We start from the raw sequence: 21,096 nt of genomic DNA, 5'->3' as shown, positions 1-21,096 counted from the left end.
GACGGCTAGTGCGCAGTGGACGAGCCTTGCATAGGCTCGTCCACCGTCATGCAGCGTTCCTCGAGCCTCGCGCTCATCCTGTCGCTGCTGGGGTCGTTGGTCGCCGTGAGCACGGCCGCAGCGGCACCGGCCACCAAGCCGAAGGCCGTGCTGCGGGTGAGCCCGGGACCGTACGCCGTCGGCGCCACGCTCACGCTCGACGCCAAGGGCTCGAGCTGCCGCCCGGGGCCGTGCCGGTACGAGTGGAAGAGCTCGGCTTCGGCGCGCACCCTGAGCAGGACGCAGAAGGCGACGCTGGCGCTCACGCGTGCCGGGAAGCTGAAGGTCACGCTGCGGGTGACGGACAAGCGCCGGCGTACGGCCAGCGCGGCGCGGACGTTGACGGTCGTCGCGGCGCCCGCTCCCGGGCCGGCGTTCCAGACGCCGCTGCCGGCGCCGTCGATCGTCCTGCCGTCGCCCTCGCCCTCGCCCTCGCCCTCGCCTGAGGCCACACCGGTCGCCACCCCGGTGGTGACGCCGACCGCGACGGTGGCTCCCGGCCCCGTGGTTCCCGCCGTGACGAGTCCGGCGAGCGGCGCCCTGCTGAGCACGTCCACGGTCGTGCTGGCCGGCACCGCCGACGCGGGCAGCACCGTCCGGGTCTTCGAGGGTGCGAGCGAGCGCGGATCGGGGGTGACGGCCGGTGACCGGCGCTGGACGATCACACTCGCCGCGGTCGCCGACGGCGCGCACGCCTACGCGTTCGCGGCGACGTCCGACGGTCGCTCGTCCGCGCGTTCACCCGAGCTCGCCGTGCGCGTGGACACGACCGCGCCAGAGACGAAGATCGACGCCGCTCCGGCCGACCCGACGGCCGCGGCGCCGCTGTCGTTCGGCTTCTCCGCCGACGAGGGCGGCGCAACGTTCCGCTGCCGGCTGGAAGGGCCGGACGGCGTGACCGAGGGCACGTGCGCGTCGCCCGCGACGTACCCCGCGGCGGCCGAGGGGCGGTACACGTTCAGCGTCGTCGCCACGGACGCGGCCGGCCACAGCGACCCGTCCCCCGCGCAGACGGCGGTGCGCGTGGACCGGACGGCGCCGGGCACGCCGGAGATCATCGTGCCCGAGGAGGACCGCGTGCAGCGCGGCGACGAGATCGCGCTGGCCGGATCCGCGGAGCGGGAGACCACCGTGCGCGTGCTCGACGGGACCGCGGCGCTCGCGTCGGTCGTGACCGACGAGGAGGGCGCGTGGTCGTACGTCGCCACGGGTGTCGCCGAGGGCACGCACGTGTTCACGGCGCGCGCGTCGGACGCGGCGGGCAACGCCTCGGCGGCCTCGGCGGCGCGCACCGTGCGCGTCGACGCCCGCGCGCCGAAGACGACGATCACCGACGGCCCGGCGGAGCCCGTCACCGGCACCTCGGCGTCGTTCGCGTTCACCGCGGACGAGGAGGAGGTGACGTTCGAGTGCCGGCTGGAGCGGCCGGATGCGCCCGGCGCCTTCGCGCCGTGCTCGTCCCCGCACGTGGTGCGCGAGCTCACCGACGGCGACCATGTCTTCTCCGTGCGCGCGACCGACCGCGCCGGCAACGTCGAGGCCGGCGGTGCGGAGCGGCGGTTCGGCGTCAAGAACGGGACGGTCGGCGCGACCGTCTACGTGGCGCCCGACGGCGCGGGGAGCGGCGACTGCACGCGCGCGCAGCCGTGCAAGGGCTTCGCGCACGCCTACGCGGTCGCCGAGCCGCACGGCGTCATCGAGGTCGCGGCGGGCGAGTACGGCGACCAGGAGCTCCCGGCGCTCGCGTCGGCGAAGCCCGTCAGCGTCCGGCCCGCGACGGGCGCCCGGCCTTCGCTCGGCGACCTCGACGTCACGGCCGACGACGCGAGCGTCCGCGGCCTGCGCGTGACCCGGCTCGACATCCGCGGCTCGCGCCAGGTCTACGACGACGTCGAGGTCGACGGGCGCTTCGCCAAGCACGTCGGGCTCCAGCATTGGGAGGGCGACGACAACGTCTTCAAGAACGGTCGCGTCGGCAACATCACCGACGAGAAGGGCGCGCTGATCGGCCCCAACCGGTTCACGTTCGAGAACGTCGTCTTCCACGACGTGCGGGTCACCGACCCGCTGGTGCACAACGAGTGCATCTACGCGACGGGCGCCGAGGGCCTGACGATCCGGCGCAGCACGTTCTACGCGTGCGCGACCATGGACCTCTTCGTGACCAACTTCGTCGGCGGGCCCGCGTTCGGCAACGTCACGCTCGAGAACAACGTCTTCACCCACTCCACGATGGAGGCGCCGGACTCCTGGCACTTCTACAGCCTGGGCGTGCACGAGGTCGTCGGCGCGCTGCGCAACTGGACGGTCCGCAACAACACGTTCGAGATCGGCATGAGCAGCGGCCCGCGCACCGGCACCGGCCGCTGGGTCGGCAACCTCGGCGCTTGGGACTGCATCACGGGCGTCACCTACCGCTACAACGTCGGTCAGTCGTGCAGCGACATGGACAGCGGCGTCTACCCCGCGTCCTCCACCAAGACCCGCCCCGCCCCGTTCGGCTGGCTGGACCCGGCCCGGCTGGACTTCCGCCTCTCCGCGAGCTCCCTCGCGCTCGACGCCGCCGACCCCGAGGACTTCCCGGCCACGGACCGCGACGGCAAGCCGCGCCCGTCCGGCTGGGGCCCGGACGCGGGCGCCTACGAGCGCCCCGAAGCCCGCCGGTCCTGGACCGTCGGCTAGTGCAACGCTCAACGTTCAGAACTACGGTCACGACATGCTCATGAGCCCCACCAACCGGCTGCAGCGCCTCGCGGACGACAGCAGCGCGAACTCGCTTAGCCATCGCCTCCGCGCGCGCCGGTTCCAGCTCTTCGAGCAGCTGATCGGCGGCCTCGACCGCCCCCTGAGCATCATCGACGTCGGCGGCACCAACCGCTACTGGGAGCAGCGCGGCTGGGCCGGCCGCGACGACATCTCGATCACCCTCGTCAACCTCGAGGCCGAGCCCCAGGTCCACGCGAACATCCAGCCCACCGCCGGCGACGCCACCGACCTCTCCGAGCACGCCGACGATAGCTTCGACATCGCCTTCAGCAACTCGGTCATCGAGCACCTCTTCACCGTCGACAACCAGGCCAAGATGGCCCGCGAGATCCAGCGCGTCGGCCGCGCCTACTGGGTCCAGACCCCCAACTTCTGGTTCCCGATCGAGCCGCACTTCCTCGTCCCCGTCTGGCACTGGCTCCCCGAGAGCACCCGCGTCGCGATCCTCCGCCGCCGCGGCGTCGGCTGGGCCGGCCGCACCCCGGACGCCGACAAGGCCCTCCGCGTCATCCAGGAGCACCGCCTGATGCGCCGCAGCGAGCTTGCCCACCTCTTCCCGGACGCCAAGATCGTCGGCGAGAAGTTCGGCGGGCTCACCAAGTCCTGGACCGCCCTCGGCGGCTTCCCGGCGCTGGACCGCGTCACCGCGTAGTTCCGCCCGCGCCCGCACGTATCGTCCCTCGACCGTGAGGGTCGACGAGACATGGCACCGGTTGCGCGCATGGACCTCAGGTCAGGCGACGTCCGAGCGGCTGGCCGCGCAAGTCCTCTACGCCGAGGGCTTCCGCGACCTCGATCCCAGCCATCCGCTCGGGGGGCCTGACGGCGGCGCTGACGCCTTGGCCCGCAAGGACGGCCGGACCTGGGTCATGGCCGTGTACTTCCCGCTGGACGAGGTCCGCTCCACAGCCGTTCAGGCCAAGGCCGTCGGCGACGCCGCCGGAGTCGCCGGCAACGCCGCGTACGGGATGGCGTTCGTCACCAACCAGCACCTGACCCGCGGCGAGCGCAAGGCGCTGGCGAAGGCCGTCGGCTGCCCGGTCGACATCTTCCACCTCGAGCGGCTCGTGCACGTCCTCGACCGGCCGGCGATGGCCCAGGTTCGCGAGCAGTATCTGGACATCCCCGCCAACGCGGCCGGCCTGCAGGCGGCGGCGCGGCTGGACGAGTTGGCGCGCGCGTCCGACGCGCGGTGCGTCGGCCGCTGGATGGCCATCGGGTTGCCGCGCGAGGAGGCGGAGGCGCTCGCGACCGGCGCGACCGGCGTCCCGGACGACGACCTGGTGCCGACGACGGACGACCGTGTCGTCGTCTGGACGGCGGAGCTCGGCTCGGGCAAGTCGATCGCCCTCGAGCGTGTGCACCAGCGCGCGATCACCGCGGCGCAGGCCTCGTCCAGCGCGCCCGTCCCCGTGTTCCTGACCGCGACCGAGTGCGCGAGCGGGCTCCAGGCCGCGGTGCGTACGGCGGCCGCCGAAGTCGGCGAGCCGCGGCTTCGGGGCGCGAACGTCGTCGTCGACGGCATCGACGAGGCGGGCCTCGAAGCGGCCGAACGCCTCCTCGAGCAGGCGCGTGTCCTCGCGAGCACCTGGCCGAACACGACGGTGCTGCTGACCTCCCGCCCGATCACCGTGCTGGCCGCCGCCCCTGAGCACCACGCCTTCCCGCCCCTCTCCGAGCCCGAGCGGCATGCCTGCATCGAGCTCGGCGCCGGCCGGGAGGTCCGCACGCTGTGGGATCACGGCCTCCCCGCAGAGGTCCGAGCGGTCATGAGCCGGCCGTTCTTCGCGTTGCTGGCCGGCCTCTGGCTGCGCGAGAACGAGTCGGTCCCGCGCGCGCCCGTCGACCTCTTGGGCCTGATCGGCCGCCGCGCCACGGCGAAGGGCGCCGACGAGGTCAAGCTCCGCGCGCTGGCGGTGCGGGCCGTGGCCCGCAACCTCGCCCCGGTCCCGGAGGCCGAGGTCGGCACCGCGGCGGCCGTCGAGTCGCTGATGCTCACCGGCATCATCAACCGCCGCCCCGGTGGTGTGGTCTTCGCGCTCCCGGCCTTGGCCCAGTGGTTCGCGGCTCAGAGCCTGCTGGAGGGTGAGACGCAGCCCGAGTCGCTGTTGGAGGCGCCCGAGGACCTCGAGCTCTGGCGCTACCCCGTGGCCCTCGCCGTCGCACTGGGCTCGTGGCAGCAGTCGAACGCGTGCCTGGCGCCGCTGCTGCGTGAGGCCCCGGGGTTCGCCTTCCGGGTGCTCGACGTCGCCTTCGCGCAGAACGTCACCTTCGGCAATCCGGCGCCGCCGTGGCGGGAGGCCGGCACGCAGGTGCGCGAGGCGCTGCAAGCGCTGCTCGATGCGACCGGCGAGGCCCGCACGCTCGCCTCGGTCACGCACGCGGACGGCCGCCTGCTCCCGATGGCCGTCCAGACGGGTGATGACCGGGTCAGTGTCGCGTGCTGGCGCGGCGACGAGGAACGACCCGACTTCTTCCCCTGGCCGCCGGATCTGCACATGTTCGCGGCCGGCTGGGACTGGGGTTCCATGCGCATGACCCGGGTCGGTCCGACCGCCACGTGGGCCTGGCAATGGGCGCGTGACTCCCTGCGTCACGAGATCGGTGCGCAGGTGAAAGAGCGGTCGCTGCCGATCCCTCCGGAAGGCCCGCTCGCCGACGAGGTGGCATGGGACTTCGCCTGCGAGCAGTCGAAGGTCAGCGCCCTGTTCGCGGAGCGACTCGCGATCCAGCCCCTGCTCGAATTTCTGGAGCCTCTCACCGAGCGCGCCGAAGATGCCGTGTCCCTGACGGTGCAGCTCAGCCCGACTCGCCGCTACGACGCGAGGGCGATCCAGGCCTACCTGCGCCGCCGCGTCGACGCCGGCCAGACCGAGCTGCTCGCCCCGCTCCCCACCGCCGACGTCCGAACCGGCGGCGGCTGGATCGGCGAGTTCTACACGCCTGAGCGGCTCGTCGCGATCGCCACCGAGCAATACCGCCGGGTGATCGTGGCGTACCGTCAGCTCGTCACCCGCTGGTTCGCTCCGCTGAGCCACCGCCTCGAGCACCACGCGCTGATGCCGCTGCGCGTCGTCGCCCAGCTCTACCCCGGTGACCGTGACGGCTTCGGTTTCATCCCGTCGCTCTCCGGCTGGCTCGAAGCACTTCCTCCCGGCGCACCCGATGAGGTCGTGATCACGCTCGCCGACCACCACTACGACTTCGAGGCGGGTCGCCTCGCGTACCCCCAGCAACTCGCCGCCCGCCCGGTGGCCGCCCGCTGGCTCTCCGGCAGCCAAGGCGGTCTGTCCTTCGAGGTCGGCGACCGCAACCCCGTCGAGCTCGCCGTCTATGCGTGGCTGGCCGGCGACCTGCGCCGGCTCGGCCTCACCGACGCCAGCAGCGGCCTCGGCAACGGCTTCCGCGCGACCGTCTGGGACGTCTAGGCCGGGAGCAGCTGGAGCTGCTTGCGCAGGTCCGCGGCGAGCGCGTCGGCGCCCGGCATGCCGGCCGTGCCGAAGGTGCCGACGGCCGCGCCCGGGCGGGCGAGGCGCACGGCTTCGGCGAGCTCGGCGTCCGTGTCGACCAGCGTGACCAGGCCGGAGTCGGCGAGGCGCTGGGCCAGGCCGAGCTGGTGGTCGTCGACGGCTTCGCCCAAGGCGACGCGGCGGGCCATGACGATCGTGCGGGCGCCGGCGCGGCGGGCCATGAGGATCGAGCCGACGCCGGCGTGGCAGATGACCACGCGGGCTTCGCTCGCCAGGGCGGAGAGCTCGTCGTACGGGAGGAAGTCGACCCAGTCCTCGCGGGGCTCGACGGCGCGGCTGGAGCCGTACTGGACGATCATGCGCTCGTCGGTGTCGAGGGCGGCGGCGGCCAGGACCAGGCGGTCGAAGGGCTGCTCGTTGGTTCCGATGGTCACGAGGATCATGCGCAGGACCTCAGTCGGCGAAGACGTTGCCGGCGAAGTGCAGGCGCGAGGACGTCGCGGCCAGCTCGGGCCACTGCACGTACATGCGCTGCGCGACCGGGGCGATCATCCGACCGCTCAGGGACAGACCTTCGATCCGGGTGAAGGACTCGACGTAGATCACCGGGATGCGCAGCAGGCGGGCCGTCCAGGCGAAGGGCACGGCGACGCCGGCGCCCGTCGTGAGCAGCGCGCGCGGACGCTCGCGGCGCACGACCTGCCAGGCCAGCCGCGCGTTGCGGAACAGGTTGCCGAGGTTGCGGTTCGTCGGGCCGAACGCGTACTGCACGCGCTCCTCGCTCAGCAGGGAGCGGGCGTCGGCCTTGTCGAACGTGATCCACATGCGCTCTTGGTCGCCCCAGGCGCCGTGGAGGCTCAGCATCTGCAGCAGGTGCCCGCCCGACGAGCAGACGAGCATCAGGGGCCGCTGGGACTCGGACTCAGCCATGGGCCGCGAACGCCTGGGTGAGGGCGTAGTTGTTGATCAGGACCTCGGCGACGCGCTCGCCCGCGTGGCCGTCCCACAGGGGGATGGCCGACGGGGTCGCTTCCCAGTCGACGAGCTGGACTTCCGCCAGCGAGGCGGGATCGTCGCCGAGCAGGATGTTCGTGCCGTGGCTCAGCGTGATCGGCCGCTCGGTGCTGGGCCGGAACGTGTAGCAGCGGACGCCGAGCGCGGAGGTCTCTTCCTGGACGCCGCCGGAGTCGGTCACGACCGCACCGGCGCCGGACTGCAGCGACAGGAAATCGAGGTAGCCGAGCGGGTCGATGCAGCGCACGCCGGCGTTCTCGAGCCGGTTCACGCCGGCCTCGCCGAGCCGTGCGCGGGTGCGCGGGTGGATCGGGAAGACGACCGGGAAGCGATGGGCGAGCCCGTCGAGGGCCTCGACGATGCGCATGAGCTGCTGCGGGTCGTCGACGTTGGACGGGCGGTGCAGCGTGACGAGCGCGTACTCGCCGCGCTCGACGCCGACCTGCGCCCACGCCCGGCGATCGCGCGCCGTGCGCTCGGAGCGCCGCAGCGAGTCGATCATCGTGTTGCCGACGTGGTGGATGCGGCCGTCGACGACGCCCTCGGCCCGCAGGTTGTCCACGGCCTCGGGGCTGTGGGTGAAGAGGAGGTCCGAGAGGCGGTCGGTCAACACGCGGTTGACCTCCTCCGGCATGCCCCAGTCGAAGGAGCGCAGGCCGGCCTCGACGTGCGCGACCGGGATGCCGTGCTTGGCGGCCGCGAGCGCGCAGCCGAGCGTGGAGTTCACGTCACCGGCGACGACGACGGCGACCGGCTGCTCGTCGCGCAGGACCTCCTCGAAGGCCACGAGGACCTTCGCGGTCTGCTCGCCGTGCGCGCCCGAGCCGATCTTGAGGAAGCGATCCGGCACCGGGAACTCCAGGTCGGCGAGGATCTCGTCCGACATCCGGGCGTCGTAGTGCTGGCCCGTGTGGACGATCACCTGGCGGAACGCGCCGCGGCGCTCGAGCGCGGAGATGACCGGCGCCATCTTCACGAAGTTGGGACGCGCGCCGACGACATGGACGATCGTGTCGTAGGGCGCGGTGGGCGGGCGGTGCCGGACGAACGACGACGACGTGCCGCCGAGCCGGCCGCCTGCGAGAACGGTGAGATTCGTATTCGTGTCGTCGTTCATGGCGGTACGGCGAGCCTATGTTCCGCGCCGCCGCCTGACCCCAGACCATCGGTCAGGTTCTTGGTGAAGCCTGACCCGTGGTCCTGGTCCCCGGTTCAGCCCGTGGGCGGCACCGGGCGCGACATGTCGCCCTGGATCTCGGCCACGCTGAGCGCGCGGTTGTAGAGCCGGACCTCGTCGACGAGCCCGCGGAACCACTCCGACCACACGGCGTTGCCACCGATCTTCAGCGTCCCGGTGGAGGTGCGCAGCGTGCCGCTCACCGCCTGGCTGGAGACCTCGGAGCCGTTCACGAACAGCCGGAGGCGGGTGCCGTCCCAGGTCGACGCGAGGTGCGTCCACGCGTTCAGCGGCGTGTTCGACGGCCCCGACACCTGCGACTCGCCGCTGGTGAAGATGTGGCCGCTCGGCTTGCCGGAGCCCTCGCCCGCGTAGAGCGTGTAGATCAGGCCGCCCGGCTGCTCCTTCATGAGCACCGTGCGCCACACCGACCCGACCGCGACCGGGTTGATCCAGGCGGACATCGTGATCCCGGTCGTGAGGTCGAGCGCGTTCGCGTCCGGCACCGTGACCCAGTCGTTGATGCCGTCGAAGGAGAGCGCGCGGCCGAAGCGCCCGCTCGCGCTGGACGTCGCGCCCGCGATCGTGCCGAGGTGCCCGTTGCCGGACCCGTCGACGGTCGTCGTGCCCGAGGTCTCCTCGAAGCCGTACGCAGCCACCAACCCCGACGGGGTCGCGGGCGCGGCGGCGACGGTGAGCGTGACCGCGACGGTCCTGCTCGCCGACGCGCCGGTGACGGTGACCGTCGCCGTGTGGGTGCCCTCGCCCAGCCCGCTGATCGCCGGCGTGACGGTGAGCGTCGCCGGGGCGGAGCCGCTCGCGGGCGTGACCGACAGCCACGCCGCGTCGTCGCTCGCGGTGTACGACAGCGCCCCGCCGCCCGTGTTGGCGACGGCCAGCGTCTTCGCGGCCGGCGCCGAGCCGCCCACCGTCGCGCTGAAGGTCAGCGCCGCGGGCGACACGTCCAGCACCGGCGGCGGCGCGGCCACGGTCAACGTGACCGCGACCGTCTTCGGCGAGTCCGTCGCCCCAGGTGCCGTGACCGTGACGTTGGTGGTGTAGGTGCCCGCGGTGAGCCCGGTGATCGACGGCGTGACCGTCACCGTGCCCGCGCTGGACGTCAGCGACAGCCAGCTCACGGACTCGCTCGCGCTCCAGGCGAGCGCGCCCACGGCCACGTCGAACGTCTTGGCCGCGGGTGACGCGCCGCCCTGCGTCGCGCTGAACGCGAGCGAGGTCGGAGCCGTCGTGAGCACGGGCGGCGCCGGCGCGATCACGAACGTCACGGGAATCGTGCGCGGCGAGCCGCTCACGCCCTCAGAGCGCACGGTGACCTGCGCCGTGTAGGTGCCGGCCACCAGCGCGCCCGTCTGCGCGGTCACCGTGACCGTGCCGTCGCCGGTGCCGGAGCCCGGCGCGATGTCGAGCCAGCCCGCGTCGTCCTCGGCCGTCCAGGCGAGCGTGCCGCCGCCCGTGTTGCTCACGGCGAGCGTCTTGGCCGCGGGTGACGCCGCGCCCTGCGTGCCGGAGAAGCTCAGCGCGGACGGCGCGACGGCAAGCGCCGGCGGCGTCGGCGCCGCGGCCACGACGAGCGTGACGGGGACGTGCTTGGGCGAGCCGGCGCTGGGCGCGCTGACCACGACCTCGCTCGTGTAGGTGCCGGCGGCGAGCCCGTCGAGCGACACGGACGCGGTGACCGTGCCGGCGTTGGTGCCCGAGCCGGGTGCGACCGACAGCCACGCCGCGTCCTCGGTCGCCGTCCAGGGCATCGAGCCACCGCCCGTGTTGCTCACGGCGAGCGTCTTGGCGGCGGGCGCCGAAGCCCCGGCGACGCCCTGGAAGCTCAGGCTCGCGGGTGCGACGGCGAGCACCGGCGGCGGCGGGTCGACCACGAACGTGACCGCGACCGTGCGCGGCGAGCCCGTGGCCCCGGCGGCGGTGAGCGTGACGTCGGTGGTGTAGGTGCCGGCCGAGAGGCCCGTCACCGACGGCGTCACGGTGACCGTGCCGGCGTTGGTCCCCGAGCCGGGCGAGACGGACAGCCACGCCGCGTTCTCGCTCGCGGTCCAGGCCATCGAGCCGCCGCCCGTGTTGCTCACGGCCAGCGTCTTGGCCGCCGGGCTGGAGCCGCCCTGCGTTGCGCTGAAGGCCAGCGAGGCCGGCGTGACCGACAGCACCGCGGGCTCGGTCGGCCCGCTGCACGTGACGGGCTTGGCCATGTCGGCCTGCAGCTCGGTCGCGGTCAGCGCGCGGTTGTAGAGCCGCACCTCGTCGATCAGCCCGCCGAACCACTCCGACCAGACCGCGTTGCCGCCGATGCGCAGCGCGCCGCCGTCGTTGGTGATCGGGCCGGACACCGCGCGGCTGGCGACCTGCACGCCGTTCGAGAACAGCCGCAGCGTCGTGCCGTCGTAGGTCGTGGAGAGATAGGTCCAGACGCCCGCAGGGAGCGCCGCGCCGCTGCGCGCGTTGGACTCGAACGGCGTCGAGACATGCCCGGACGGCTGCCCGCTGTCGGTGTTGGAGTACAGCGTGTAGCTCAGGCCGCCGGAGCGCTCCTTCATGGCGACGGTGCGCCACGCGGCGCCGGCGGTGGCCGGGTTGATCCAGGCCGACAGCGTCATGCCCGTCGTCAGTCGCACGGCGGGCGCGTCGGCGACGGTCACCCAGTCGTTGACGCCGTCGAAGCTGAGCGCGCCGCCGAAGCGACCGGAGGCGACGCGCGTCGCGCCGGTGATCGCACCCGCGTTGCCGGCCGGCGTCGCGTCCTGCGCGGTCGCGCCCGACGCCTCGTCGAAGCCCCACGCGCCGGCCAGCCCGCTCGGCGTCGTGCACGTCGGCGCGGCCGTGATCGTGAACGTCACCGGGATCGTGCGGGGCGAGCCGGACACGCCGGCCGAAACGATCGTCACGACGCCGGCGTGCACGCCCGGCGCGAGCCCGGCGGTCGACGGGCGCACGGAGACGGTCCGCGGCGCGGTGTCCGCGCTCGGCGTGACGGTGAGCCACGGCACGTCGGCGGACGCGCTGAAGCTGAGCGTGCCGCCGCCGGTGTTGGTGACGTTGATCGCCTTGGTCTCGACCGTGGCGGCGCCCTCGGTCGCGCTGAACGCGAGCGAGGTGGGCGCGGTGGCGAGCACGGGCGGCGCCGCGGGCGGCTCGACCGTCACGGACACCTCGACGGTGCGCGGCGCGTCGCTCGCGCCCGGCGCGGACACGGTCACGGTCGCGGTGTGCGTGCCGACGGCCAGCCCGCTCGTAGACGGCGTCAGCGTGATCGTGCCGTTCCCGCTGCCGGAGCCCGGAGCGACCGCGAGCCAGCCCGCGTCGGACGCGGCCGACCACGTGAGCGTCCCGCCGCCGAGGTTCTCGACCGCGAGCGTCTTGGCCGCGGGCGCGCTCTCGCCGGCCGTCGTCGTGAAGTGCACGGTCGACGGGCTGACGCCGAGGCGCGGGCCGGGCGGCGCGGGCGCGACCGTGAAGGTGACGGGCACGACGCGCGGCGCGTTGGCCGCGCCGGTCGCGTTGACCGTGACGTTGGTCGTGTGGGTGCCGGCGGCGAGGCCGGTCGGGTCGACGTCCACCGCGACGTTCGCGGCGCCGGTGCCCGAAGCCGGGGCGACGTGCAGCCACGGCGCGTCCTCGGCCACGGACCAGTTGAGCGTGCCGGCCCCCGTGTTGGCGAGCTCGAGCGACTTCGCGGCGGGCGCCGCGCCGCCCTGTTGCGCGTCGAACGACAGGCTCGCCGGCGCGACCGACAGCGCGGGCGTCTGCGGGTTGCCGACGCAGGTCACCGGGCGCGTCATGTCGACGCGCACCTCGGTGCCCGAGAGCGCGCGGTCGTAGACGCGCAGGTCGTCGAGACGGCCGCTGAACCACTCCGACCAGACGGTGTTGCCGCCGATCCGCAGCGCGCCCGTGCCGACGCTGATGTCGCCGCCGACGGGCTCCGCGGAGATCTCGTCGCCGTTGACGTACATCCGCAGGATCGCGCCGTCGTAGGTCGCCGCGAGGTGCGACCACACGCCGGCGGCCAGCGGCGAGCCGTTGGCGCGCTGGTCGAACGGCGTCGAGACGTGCCCGCTGGAGAGCCCGCCGTCGCCGTCGGCGTACAGCGCGTACGCGAGCGTGCCGCCGTGCTCCTTCATCAGCACGGTGCGGAAGTCGCCCAACTGGGTCGGGTTCACCCAGCCCTCGAGCGTCATCCCGGCCGCGAGGTCGAGCGAGGCCGAGTCGGCCACCGTGACGAGGTCGTTGCTGCCGTCGAAGCTCAGGGCGGCGCCGAAGCGGCCGCTTGCGGTGCGGGTGGCGCCGCTGATCGTGCCGGGGTTGCCGCGCCCGGAGGCGTCGAAGGCGACGGTGCCGGACGCCTCGTCGAAGCCCCACGCGCCGACCAGGCCGGGCAGGACGGGGCACACGGCCTCGGTGTAGCGGGCGGTGTAGGTGCCGCCCGCCGTCGGCGCGGTGAACTGCTGCGCGGCCGCGCCGCCGTGCGCCCACGAGGCGAACTCGTACGAGGAGCCGGCGCCGTTCTGGGCGAGCGGAGCGGCGACGCCGACCGTCGAGCCCTGGGCGACGCGCCGCGTGAACGGCGTCGTCGACGCCTCACCACCGACGCCGATCACGAGGCCGGAAGGCACGCTGTTGAAGCTCAGCTCGACGGTCTTCGGGTCGATCCGCACCGAGCTGCGGCCCTGCAGGCCGGAGGACGGGACCGTCGCCGTGAGACCGAGCGTGATGTACGACGGGTACTCGTGGTCCGGGTAGGTGAAGCTGCCCGAGCTGATCCCCGCGTAGTTCTGGATGTGGTGGACGTGGCAGCTGGTCGGGACGATCGCCGAGCAGTGGTTGAGGTCCACCGTCCACTGCAGCTGGGAGGCCGGGACCGGCGTCCCGTCGGCGCGCGTGGCCGAGCCCGAGAAGTTCACGGTCTCCCCCACGGCGTACTCGCGAGCGCCCGCCGCGGGGGCGCCGATCGACGCCGTCGGCGGCGTGCCGACCGTGATCAGCCGCGTCGCGGTGTCCTGCAGGCCGCCCGGGTCGCTCACCCGCAGGCGGACGGTGACGTTGCCCTCCTGCGTGTACGTGCGCCCCGGCGTCGCGGAGGTCGAGTCGTCGTAGGCGCCGTCGCCGTCGAGATCCCACGCGTAGTCGAGCTCGTCGCCGTTGGGGTCGCTCGAGCTCGTCGCGTCGAAGTCGACGTGCAGCGGCGCGCCGCCCGTGTCGGGCGTCGCCGTGAACACGGCGGTCGGCGCCTGGTTGGCGTTGACCGCGCGCACGCGCCCGACGCGGCCCTGCCAGACGTCGACGTAGTAGAGGTCGCCGCCGGGGCCGGTCTGCAGGTCGACCGGGCCGCCGGCGCCGTCGACGAACACCTGGCGCGTGGCCGGGTTCGGCGTGCCGTCGGCGTTCGGGAACATGACCCAGATGCAGTTGCGCGCGTAGTCGGCGAAGAACAGCGCGCCGTGGTACGCCGCCGGGAAGCTCTGGCCCTCGTAGAACGTCACGCCGGAGATCGAGGACGAGCCGACCGTGCAGCTCTCACCCGCGACCTTGGCGTCGTGGTTGTACGTGTACAGCGGCGTGCGGGCCGTGCCCGACGCGTACAGGTCCTCGCAGAGCTTCAGGCCGACGGCCTCGTAGCCGCCCTGGCGCCCCATGCCCTCGTAGCACGGCCAGCCGTAGTTGCTGACGCCCGCCGTGATGTTCGGGATCCGGTTGAGCTCCTCCCACGCGAGCCAGCCCACGTCGCCGACGTAGGTATCCGTGGTGCCCGGGCGGAACGCGAAGCGGAACGGGTTGCGGAAGCCGTAGCTGACGATCCGGCGCGCGTTCTTGTCGCCCGTGCCGGGGTTGTCGGGCAGCGGGTCGCCGGTGTCGGGGTCGACACGCAGGATCGCGCCGTCGAGGCCGGTCGGGTCGCCGCTCGTGCGCACGTCCTGGCTGCGCAGCGCGCCGCCCTCGGCGCTCGGAGGCGTCATCGCGCCGCCGACGGCGGCGGGCGGATCACCGCACGGGTTCACCGGAGCGCCGTCCTGGCCGTAGTCGGCGAACGTGTAGCTGGCGCCGTCGCCGCCGCTCACGTAGAGCGCGCCGTCGGGGCCGAAGTTGAGGTCGCCGACCGAGTGGCTGGAGTACTGCTGGCACCACTCGTCGGTGATCAGCGGGTGCTCGGAGCCGTCGGGCAGGATCTTCGACAGGCGGCCGCTGACGACGCAGCCGTCGCGCTCGGCGCCCGGCGGATCGGGGCAGACGTCGTTCCACAGCGGCGCGGTGCCGCCGATCTTCGCGTCGTAGGTGTAGAGCGCGTACAGGTACGGCCGGCCGGTCGTGAAGCCGGGGTCGAGCGTGATCGCCGTGAGCCCGCGGTCGTTGTGCCAGGCCACGTTCTCCGTCAGGTCCGCGTAGACCGTCGGCGTGACGTCCTCGGGCCCGTCGAAGACCTTGATCACGCCGTCGAGCTGCGCGATGAAGACGCGCCCGTCCGGCGCGAAGGCGATCGAGGACGGCGCGAGCAGGTCGTCCCAGACCGTCTCGTTGACGAAGTCGTCGGGGACGTCGCCGTAGTCGGCGGCGGCCGCAAGCGCGCTGGGCGCGAACGGGTCCTCGTCGATCCCCGCCGCGGCGGCCGGGGAGGCGAACACGAGCAGAGCGGCCGCAACGACCCAGGCAAAGCGCAAGAGCATGGCGGCGGGCAAGGTATGCGGACGCATGGGTCCTATCAACGGGACGATGGTCTAGACCGGTTGCCGGTGCAACAGCACCGGTCAGGCGGGCAGCGAGCCGGTGAGCGCGCCCGTCCCCGAGGTGTCCAGCGTGCGCTGGAGGCCTTCCCGCAGCTGCACCGTCGGCTCCCAGCCGAGCAGCTCACGGGCGAGGCTGATGTCGGGCCGGCGGACCTGGGGATCGTCCGTCGGCAGCGCCTCGAACACCAGCTCCGAACGCGAGCCGGTGATCTCGATCACGGCCTGCGCGAGCTCCAGCAGCGTGAACTCGTTCGGGTTGCCGATGTTGACCGGCGTGTGATGGCCGGACTCGGCCAGCCGGATGATGCCGTCGACGAGATCGTCGACGTACGTGAACGAGCGGGTCTGCTGGCCGGAGCCGAACACGGTGATCGGCCGGTCCTGCAGCGCCTGGCGCAGGAACGTCGGGATCGCGCGGCCGTCGTGCGGGCGCATGCGCGGGCCGTAGGTGTTGAAGATGCGCACGATCGCCGTGTCCACGCCCTGCTGGCGGTGATACGCCATCGTCAGCGCCTCGGCGTACCGCTTGGCCTCGTCGTAGACGCCGCGCGGCCCGATCGGGTTCACATGACCCCAATAGGACTCCGGCTGCGGATGCACCTGCGGATCGCCGTAGACCTCGCTGGTCGAAGCCACGAGGAAGCGGGCGCGGTGCAGCTTGGCCAGGCCGAGCGCGTGATGCGTGCCGTAGGAGCCGACCTTCAACGTGTGCAGCGGCAGCCGCAGGTAGTCGATCGGGCTCGCCGGGCTGGCGAAGTGATAGACGAAGTCGACCGGCTCGTCGATGAAGAACGGGTCGATGATGTCCGCCTGGACGAACTCGAACTCCGCACCGCGCAGGTGCGAGACGTTCGCGAGCGAGCCCGTCTCCAGGTTGTCGACGCAGATCACGCGGTGCCCACGCGCGAGCAGCGCGTCGCACAGGTGCGATCCGAGGAACCCGGCCCCGCCGGTGACGACCGCGGTAGCCATGGCTAGGCGGGGATCGCCAGCGCGAGGCGCTTCTCGAGCTCGGCCGCGACGCGCTCGCCGGCGTGCCCGTCCCAGAGCGGGATCGGCGAGGCCGTGCGTTCGTCGAGCCGGATGTCCGCGATCTCCGCGGGATCCTCGCCGAGCAGGATGTTCGTCCCGTGCGTGAGCGTCACGATCCGCTCCGTGGAGCGCCGCAGCGTGTAGCAGCGGACGCCGAGCGCCGACGCCTCGTCCTGGACCGCGCCGGAGTCGGTGAGGATCGCGCCCGCGACCTGCTCGAGCGAGAGGAAGTCGAGGTAGTCCAGCGGCCCGGTGACCAGCACGTCGGACGCGCGCAGCTGCTCCACCATCTGGGCGGTCGCCGGGCGGGCGGTCGTCGAGAGCACGGAGACGATCACCGGCACGCGCTGGCCGAGCGCGCAGAGCGCGTCCGTCACGCGACGCAGCTGGAGCTCGTCGCCCGCCTGCTCGGCGCGATGCAGGGTGGCGAGCACGAACCCGTGGGCCGGCAGCTCGAAGCGGCGCCAGGCCGCGCGCTGGCGCGCCGCCGGCTCGCTGCGACGCAGCAGGTCGATCGCCGTGTTGCCCGTGTGGCGGACGCGGTCGGACGCGATGCCCTCGACCATCAGCGTGTCGCCGACGTCGGAGGCGTCCGTGCACAGCAGGTCGGCGAGGCGGTCGCCGAGGATGCGGTTGATCTCCTCGGACTGCGAGAAGTCGCCGCTGCGCAGGCCGGCGCCGAGGCGGACGATCTGGATGCCGAGCTTGGAGGCCGCGAGCGCGAGCGCCAGCGTGCCGTCGGTGTCACCGGCGACGACGACGAGCGCGGGGCGATGCTCGAGCAGCAGCGTCTCGGCCTCCGAGAGCGCGCGGGCGGTGCGCTGGATCTCGGTCTCAGGGCGCTGGTCGACGAGCCCCGCCGTGCGAGGCATGCCGTCGGGCGCGAACGCGTGGCCAGGAGCATCGACCGGTCCCGCCAGCCGCGCGACGGCCTGCGGGACGCCGCGGGCCTTGAGCGCCATGAGGACCGTCGCGATGCGCACGGCCTCCGAGCGGCTGCCCACCGCGTGGATGATGCCGCCGACGGCCGGCAGGCCATCGGTGACGGGCTCGACCTGGATCGGCCGGAGCGGCGACGCGACGTTGGGTTCAGGTGTGATGCTCATCAAGATCGAGGCCGAGCCTACGGCGCGGAGATCCGGTCCCAAAGACACACTCGCCATTCGGATAGGCTGGCTCCCGACTGAGGGCCAGCCCCGCCCCGAGAGCACTTTGAGTTCGCAAGGACGACGACTCGACCACTGGACGACCTCGCTCGACGCGGTGGACGCGTTACGCGCGCGCATGCTCGAGGTCGAGGGCCCCCAGGAGGACGCGTCGACCCGCCGCCTGATGGCGCAGGTCGCGCACGCGAAGTCCTCGAGCTTCATCGCGCTGCTGGACGGCGAGGGCCACGTCCTGGACGTCAACCCGGCCGCGTTGATCGCCGGCGGGCTGGACCGCGGCGAGGTCATCGGCCTGCCGCTGTGGGCCACGCCGTGGTGGGCCAAGACCGACGACGCCGCCGTCTCCGCGCTGCGCCAGGCCGTCTCCGGCGCCGCCGCCGGGCGCTTCGCGCGCTTCGACGTGGACGTGCAGATCGAGGGCGCCGGGCAGGGCATGGGCACGCTGGACCTGCTGCTGCGGCCCCTCCGCGGCCGCGACGGCCAGGTCGCCTTCGTGGTCGCCGAGGGCCGCGCGATCACGGACCGCAAGCGGGTCGAGCAGCGGCTCGCGCAGCAGAACGCGGAGCTGTCGGCGCTCACGCAGCGACTGGCCCGCGTGCACGACTACCGCGAGCGGCTGCTCGGGGAGCTCTCGCACGACCTGCGCGCGCCGCTGCAGGTGGTCATCACCCGCTCGGAGCAGCTGCTGCGCGGCCAGCCCGACGAGAGCGCCCGCGGCCAGCTCGTGAGCATGCGCCTGGCGGCGTTGAGCGCGCTGGAGCAGATCAACGACATGCTCGAGCAGGTCAAGGCCGACCACGGCGAGGCGCGGCTCACGCTCGTGGACGCGGACCTCGCGCAGGCGGTGCGCACGGTCGCCGAGCAGTTCGAGCCGCTCGCCGCCGACCGTGAGGTCGAGCTGGCGTTGCAGATCCCCGACGCCGTGTCCGCCCGCTTCGACGTCGAGCGCGTGAGCCGGATCGTCTCCAACCTGCTGGCCAACGCCATCCGCCACGCGCCGGTCGGCGGCCGGGTGCGCTGCGCGCTCGGCGTCGGGGAGGCGGCAGCGGCGCTGACGGTGGCCGACAACGGACCGGGCGTGCCCGTCGAGCATCGCGACAAGATCTTCGGGCGCTTCCGGTCCGGCCTCGACGGCGACGGCCGCTCCGCCGGCGCGGGCGCCGGACTCGGTCTGGCGATCGTGCGCGAGTTCGTCGAGCTGCACGGCGGCGACATCGCCCTCGGCGAGTCCGAGGACGGCGGCGCGCTGTTCACCGTGACGCTGCCGCTGCGCCCTCCCGGCTCAGCCGCCGAGGGCCGCGTGCCCGCGACGCTCGCCCAGCACGCGGCGGCCGCGCAGCGCACCGAGTTCGTGCGTTCCCAGCTCGAGGCGGAGCTCAGCGGCATCACCGACGCGCCGCCCGCCGTGCCGACCGTGGTGATCGTCGAACGCGTGCCCGGCCGTGCGGACTCGATCCTCGCCGGCATCGGCGACGGCGCGGTCACGTGCGTGGCCGAGGACGCGATCGAGGCGCTGCGGCTCGCGGTCGAGCTGCGCCCCGAGGCGCTCGTGGTCGGCACGGACACCGGCGACATGCCCGCCACCTCCCTGCTGCGCCGGCTCGCGGCCGACGACCGGCTCACGAACCTGCGCCGCGTCGCGCTCGCGGGCGAGCGCGAGGCCGACCACTCGCCCGAGGAGCTGATCGCCGCGGGCGCCCAGCTCGTCCTCCCGGCCGCGGCCGCCGAGGAGCTCGGCGGCCGGCTCTGGGCCGCGGCGACGACCCAGCCCTAGTTATTCGACCGTGACGGTCTTCGCCAGGTTGCGCGGCTGGTCGACGTTCAGGCCGCGCAGGCGCGCGATCCGGTAGGCCAGCAGCTGCAGCGGGATGACCGCGAGCAGCGGCTGGAGCATCCAGTCCGTGGGCGGGACGACGAGCGTCTCCTCGGCGTGCTCGGTGAGGTCGGTGCCCTCGCTCGCGACCGCGATCACGTGCGCGCCGCGGACGCGAACCTCCTGCATGTTGGAGATGACCTTGTCCAGCACGGGCGAGTCGGTGGCCACGACGACGACCGGCGTGTCCTGGTCGAGCAGCGCGATCGGGCCGTGCTTCATCTCGCCGGCCGCGTAGGCGTCCGTCGCGATGTAGGAGATCTCCTTGAGCTTGAGCGCGCCCTCGAGGCCCACCGGCAGGCCGACGTGGCGGCCGAGGTAGAGGAAGAAGTCCTTGTCGAAGTGGCGCTCGGCGACGCGGTCGATCGCGGCCGTGCCGTGCTCGAGCATCGCGTCGATGTCGTGCGGGATGCGCTTGAGCTTGGTCACGAGCTCGGTACGGCGCTCGGCGCTCAGCGAGCCCTTGAGCTCGGCGAGGCGCAGCGCGAGCAGGTACATGACCGCGACCTGGGCGACGAACGTCTTGGTCGCGGCGACGCTGATCTCCAGGCCGGCGCGCGTGTAGACCGTCGCGTGCGCGTCACGCGTGGCCTGCGAGCCCATGATGTTCGTGACCGCGAGCACGGTCGCGCCGCGCTCGCGGGCGAGGCGCATCGCGGCCAGCGTGTCCAGCGACTCGCCGGACTGCGTGATGCCGATCACGACGTCGCCGGGGCCGACCACCGGGTTGCGGTAGCGGTACTCGGACGCGACGTCCATCTCGACGGGCACGCGGGCCCACTCCTCGATCGCGTACCGGCCGATGAGGCCCGCGTGGTAGGAGGTGCCGCAGGCGACGATGATGATGCGCTTGGTGCCGCGCAGCAGCTCGTCGTCGAGCTCGGGGAGATCGACGCCGTCCGGGCGCACCGTGCGGTCGGCGATCGTCTCGGCGACGGCGTCGGCCTGCTCGTGGATCTCCTTGAGCATGAAGGTCTCGAAGCCGCCCTTCTCGGCGGCGTCGACGTCCCAGTCGATCTCCTGCGTCTCGCGCTCGATCGGGGCGCCGTCGGCGGTCATGAAGCGCGCGCCGTCGGCGGTCAGCACGACGAGCTCGTCGTCCTCCAGCGCCTGGACGGTGCGGGTGTGCTCGAGGAAGGCGGGGATGCCGGAGGCGAGGAACTGCTCGGTCTCGGAGCGGCCGACGATCATCGGCGTCTCCTTGCGGGCGCCGACGAGCACGCCGGGCTCCTCGGAGGACTGCACCACGAACGAGTAGTGGCCGCGCAGGCGGTTGTAGGTCCGGCGCGTCGCCTCGACGAGGCCGTGCTCGTCCAGGTCGTTCGCGATCAGGTGCGCGATGACCTCGACGTCGGTCTCGGAGGTGAAGTGCGCGCCCTGGGCCTGGAGCTCGTTCTTGAGCTCCATGTAGTTCTCGACGATCCCGTTGACGACCACGTGCACGCGGTTGTCGGGGTCGTAGTGCGGGTGGGCGTTCTCCTCGGTCACACGACCGTGGGTCGCCCAGCGCGTGTGGCCGATGCCGGCGGTGGCGGGCGGGGCCAGGACGGCCACTGCACCCTCCGCGCCCTGCTCGGCCACGGCGGCCTTCAGCGCCGCCAGGTTGCCGACGGCGCGCACCACTTCCAGGCCGCTCTCACCCTGGATCGAGATGCCCGCGGAGTCGTACCCGCGGTACTCGAGCTTCTCCAGGCCGGCGAGGAGGATCTCCTGCACCGACCGCTGTCCGACGTACCCGACGATGCCGCACATGGCCGTCCTCCTTCCGGTTCAAGACTCAGAGCGCGCAGGGATTGCGCACACGCATCAGTCT

General features: G+C 73.1%; 11 protein-coding genes. 4 read left to right on the top strand and 7 right to left on the bottom strand.

What is annotated here, in order from left to right:
- Nucleotides 1-48 precede the first annotated feature (48 nt).
- The 3 genes from OJ997_RS08350 to OJ997_RS08340 are packed head-to-tail and all read left to right on the top strand — an operon-like array spanning nt 49 to nt 6,233.
- Nucleotides 49-2,721: an Ig-like domain-containing protein gene (locus OJ997_RS08350; protein WP_270024615.1), complete on the top strand. Its 2,673-nt coding sequence runs from the start codon at nt 49-51 to the stop codon at nt 2,719-2,721.
- A 34-nt stretch (nt 2,722-2,755) separates the two neighbouring features.
- Entirely contained in the window at nt 2,756-3,457 is a 702-nt protein-coding gene (locus OJ997_RS08345; protein WP_270024614.1) for a class I SAM-dependent methyltransferase, read from the top strand.
- A gap of 34 nt (nt 3,458-3,491) precedes the next feature.
- Nucleotides 3,492-6,233 (top strand): hypothetical protein, encoded by a 2,742-nt coding sequence (locus OJ997_RS08340; protein ID WP_270024613.1) that lies wholly within the window; start codon nt 3,492-3,494, stop codon nt 6,231-6,233.
- On the opposite strand, the gene OJ997_RS08335 is transcribed toward OJ997_RS08340, so the two are convergent.
- From OJ997_RS08335 to OJ997_RS08310, 6 genes are all read right to left on the bottom strand, one after another.
- Nucleotides 6,230-6,718: a glycosyltransferase gene (locus tag OJ997_RS08335; RefSeq protein WP_270024612.1), complete on the bottom strand. Its 489-nt coding sequence runs from the start codon at nt 6,716-6,718 to the stop codon at nt 6,230-6,232. The genes OJ997_RS08340 and OJ997_RS08335 overlap by 4 nt on opposite strands.
- A 10-nt stretch (nt 6,719-6,728) precedes the next feature.
- Nucleotides 6,729-7,205, bottom strand: a complete 477-nt coding sequence (locus OJ997_RS08330; RefSeq protein WP_270024611.1) for a UDP-N-acetylglucosamine--LPS N-acetylglucosamine transferase — start codon at nt 7,203-7,205, stop codon at nt 6,729-6,731.
- Nucleotides 7,198-8,406, bottom strand: coding sequence for a non-hydrolyzing UDP-N-acetylglucosamine 2-epimerase (gene wecB / locus OJ997_RS08325; protein ID WP_270024610.1), 1,209 nt, complete (start codon nt 8,404-8,406; stop codon nt 7,198-7,200). The genes OJ997_RS08330 and wecB overlap by 8 nt, the downstream gene beginning before the upstream one ends.
- Nucleotides 8,407-8,501: 95 nt before the next feature.
- Nucleotides 8,502-15,152 (bottom strand): LamG-like jellyroll fold domain-containing protein, encoded by a 6,651-nt coding sequence (locus tag OJ997_RS08320; RefSeq protein WP_270024609.1) that lies wholly within the window; start codon nt 15,150-15,152, stop codon nt 8,502-8,504.
- Nucleotides 15,153-15,233: 81 nt separating this feature from the next.
- Nucleotides 15,234-16,184, bottom strand: coding sequence for a UDP-glucuronic acid decarboxylase family protein (locus OJ997_RS08315; protein ID WP_270024608.1), 951 nt, complete (start codon nt 16,182-16,184; stop codon nt 15,234-15,236).
- Nucleotides 16,185-16,186: 2 nt separating this feature from the next.
- Nucleotides 16,187-17,350 carry a UDP-N-acetyl glucosamine 2-epimerase gene (locus OJ997_RS08310; protein WP_270024607.1) on the bottom strand — a complete coding sequence of 388 codons (1,164 nt, stop codon included), beginning with the start codon at nt 17,348-17,350 and terminating at the stop codon, nt 16,187-16,189.
- 178 nt (nt 17,351-17,528) lie between these two features.
- Here OJ997_RS08310 and OJ997_RS08305 point away from each other — a divergent pair, with 178 nt between their 5' ends.
- Nucleotides 17,529-19,184 (top strand): sensor histidine kinase, encoded by a 1,656-nt coding sequence (locus tag OJ997_RS08305; protein ID WP_270024606.1) that lies wholly within the window; start codon nt 17,529-17,531, stop codon nt 19,182-19,184.
- Here OJ997_RS08305 and glmS read toward each other — a convergent pair whose 3' ends face one another.
- Complete coding sequence (gene glmS / locus OJ997_RS08300; protein ID WP_270024605.1) at nt 19,185-21,035, bottom strand: glutamine--fructose-6-phosphate transaminase (isomerizing); 1,851 nt, start codon at nt 21,033-21,035, stop codon at nt 19,185-19,187.
- Nucleotides 21,036-21,096 lie beyond the last annotated feature (61 nt).

This window comes from Solirubrobacter phytolaccae, assembly GCF_027587195.1.
GTDB lineage: Bacteria > Actinomycetota > Thermoleophilia > Solirubrobacterales > Solirubrobacteraceae > Solirubrobacter > Solirubrobacter phytolaccae.
Note: the sequence above shows the minus strand (reverse complement) of the source record. Positions and strands in the feature narration are given on the sequence as shown.